This window comes from Bradyrhizobium sp. UFLA01-814 (assembly GCF_046718885.1).
In the GTDB taxonomy this organism is placed as follows: domain Bacteria; phylum Pseudomonadota; class Alphaproteobacteria; order Rhizobiales; family Xanthobacteraceae; genus Bradyrhizobium; species Bradyrhizobium elkanii.
The window spans coordinates 1-2,916 of sequence record NZ_JAQOSR010000338.1 but is presented as its reverse complement, the minus strand read 5'-3'; the positions used below and the strand labels follow the sequence as shown (position 1 = coordinate 2,916).

3 protein-coding genes are annotated in these 2,916 nt (G+C 58.5%); all 3 read right to left on the bottom strand.

Translation table 11 applies throughout. The features are described 5' to 3' along the window. Positions 1 to 986: aminotransferase (locus tag PMN64_RS42590; protein WP_411785080.1), on the bottom strand; the 986-nt coding region annotated here is incomplete at its 3' end. Continuing rightward, positions 983 to 2,050 (bottom strand): tryptophan 2,3-dioxygenase family protein, encoded by a 1,068-nt coding sequence (locus tag PMN64_RS42585; RefSeq protein ID WP_411785079.1) that lies wholly within the window; start codon positions 2,048 to 2,050, stop codon positions 983 to 985. The genes PMN64_RS42585 and PMN64_RS42590, both read right to left, overlap by 4 nt. Before the next feature lie 168 nt (positions 2,051 to 2,218). Then, on the bottom strand, positions 2,219 to 2,916 hold a 698-nt coding region (locus PMN64_RS42580; protein WP_411785078.1), incomplete at its 5' end, for a CapA family protein.

Below are 2,916 nucleotides of genomic sequence, written 5' to 3'. Positions count from 1 at the left end.
GGCGTAATCAAATCTGCAGACCGCAGTCCCTCAATATGCTGAAGCGCAAGCCCCTCGATGAATAACGTCATCAATGCCTGCGCGTGACGGTGGATTTGCTCAGCGGTCAAGCTCTCACGGGCAAGCCAATCGAATACGGCGACAAGCCGGTAGAGACCCGAGGGATCGAAGGTCGCACCCAGGAAACGGCCGGCATCCCGAGGATACCCGACTGATTTCCCCGGAGGCGCTGCAAGCGAGCCGAAATCGGCGAACCAGCCTGTGTCCCGGGGTCTTGGCCCGTAACCAGGTGGGCAATGCAGGAAGCAGCACCCCTCCCCTGCCATCGCATATTTGTAACCGCCTGCGAGATAAAAGGCGCGGTCCGCGATCTCAGACAGATCGGTTGGACGGGCCATAAAGCCGTGATAGCCGTCGATTACGATGAAAGTATCGCGCGAAGGTACCGCCTCGATCAGGGCCTTGAGATTTCCCGACGTTGCTGACGAGGTGAAAAACACCTGGCTTACAAAGACAAGGTCATGCTCGCCGGTCCCGCATGCCGCATGAAAGCGTTCAGCGAAGGTCTCGAATGGCTCGGCGGATATTCGCGTGACGGCAACCAATCCATCCTCCTCCAGGCGGTCGAGCTGACGCCGTGCGGTATGGAACTCGGCGTCGCTCGTCAGGATACGAATGGGCCGATCCGACGAAAAGCAGGACAACAACCTGCGCAGGAATTCGTGCGTGTTGGGCGCAACGGCGATGCTCGATGGGTCGGGTAGTTGGAGGTGCTTGGCGATCCCGGCCTGGACCCGCGGGATCAGTTCACCGAACACCAAGCCCCATTTTTCGCCGGCGAGCCGCGCCGCATCGTGCCAGCACTGCTCTTGCGCGGCGAGTGTCACGTCGGGCCAGTCGTGGTGGCTGTGCGCCGCGAGGTTGATCCGCTCAAGCGCTGCGGCGCGAAACTTGGCAAAATGAGCGGTAAGATCGAGCATGGTCATGACGCGTACACGAACCTCATCTGCTCCTGGATCGGGGCCGGGAGCTCAGGCACAGCTGAACGTGGAATGAGGAAGGTGGACAGTCGGAACAGGTCAGAGAAAATGCGATGTCGCTCGGCCGTCATCCGAAGATAGCCGTGACCCGAGGAGCCGCCAGTACCGATCTTCAAACCGATCATGCGCTCCACCATGAGTGCATGCCGATATCGCCAGAGAGTTAGGGTTTCGTCGATGTCCATGAGCACAGTCAAAAGACGGAACGCCGGCTGCACGGCAGGCTTGTCACGATAGAGAGTGATGAAAAGGGCAGCCTGGACTGATTGCGGCAACAGCCGCCAACTACCCCCCTCATCTGTTTCCGAGAAAATTTCCGAGAACGACGCAATCGCCCGCTCGATATTCTTCAGTTCGCGATCACGCTTTTCCGGCGGGATCGCAGGATCCGCGCGCACCAGCTCAGCATCACGAGCCAGATGTTTTTCCACCGCAGCGCGATAGGCCTCGCGGAATGTCTCCCCTCCCCAGTCGAGAAATGGCGTTCGCGCAAGCCAACGATTGAGCAAGTCAAATAAAGCTGGCCGAACGCCGGCGGCTCGAAGAGCGTCCCGATCCGATTGGGAAAGACGCTCGTCGATCGCCTTTTCATCAAATGGAATGCGCGTTTCAGGCGGCAAGCCGAGCCGCGTCTCGATCAGCCGAAACTGCAGCGACTGGAAACCCGAAGCCGGCATCAACAGGTCGCGAAAATCCAGGAAGTCAAATGGCGTCATGGTTTCCAGCACGTCAAGCTGGGCCACGACGAGCTTGAGGATTTCATGGACACGATTGAGCCCGTGTACGATACGGGCCATGGCATCATCAGTGACTGGGATCGCGCCAAAGTCTGCCTCAACCCGATCGAGCTCATGCAGGATCTGTTTGAACCACAGCTCGTAGGCCTGGTGGACGATGATGAATAGCATCTCGTCATGGGCGTTGATGCCGGTTCTGGCACTTTCGGGCTCTTGCGATGACAGGAGGCGGTCGAGCCGCAGGTAATCGCCATAGTAGACCGGTACGCGCATCGCTGATCTCCATCGAAATGACGGACGACACCAACTCTTGCGCGGCATCATCCTCTCAATGCGGGTCCGCAGCAAGTGCACACCGAACGTCGCCGTTCTACGCCTGAAAACGAGCCCGGTACTGCATGGCCATCCCGATCATTGGCCCGGACCCAAATGGCTTTACGTTCAGCCAGGCCCGGCAACTGCAAGCTGTCCTTCTGAACCAAGGATGAGTCTAGCTTCGAACTTTCGGCACTCCCGATCCAGTGTCCGCTGGATCCATTCGATATCCCGCCGCGCCGGAATGGAGAGACGGAAGTTCCTGATCTGGAGCGGAATCAAGTTGAGCGCGTGAAGACGGCCGTCGGTCGCATCCAAGTCAGCAAAATACATCAACACCAGGTCGTCCCGGTAGCGCTCGTAACCTTGAATCCCCTCATAGTCGTTCAGAAAATCTCCGCAGCCATACAGAATGAGACGATCCCGATAGATTTCGATCGCTCTCGGATAGTGCGACGAATGCCCATGAACGATCGACACGTTCGCCTTGTCGATGAGTGTTCGGGCAAAGACCATCTGTTCGTCCGGAATGTAATATCCCCAATTGGATCCCCAATGGATCGAAACGACGACCAGATCACCCGGCCTCTTGAGCGCCACGATTCGATCGGCAACCTCTGAGGCGCTCGTTTCGGACAGGTCAGGCAGCAGGTTGACGCCCGGAGCGTCCTCGGTTGCGGCCCATTCCACGGGAATGCCGCTCGATGTCGAGCCGAACGAAAAGATCAGAAGCCGGGCATAGGCAAGATTGAGCACGGCCGGAGCGCTGGCTTCGCGATCGTTGCGCCCCGCGCCAGTCGCCCTGATGTCGAGCTTTTGTAAGG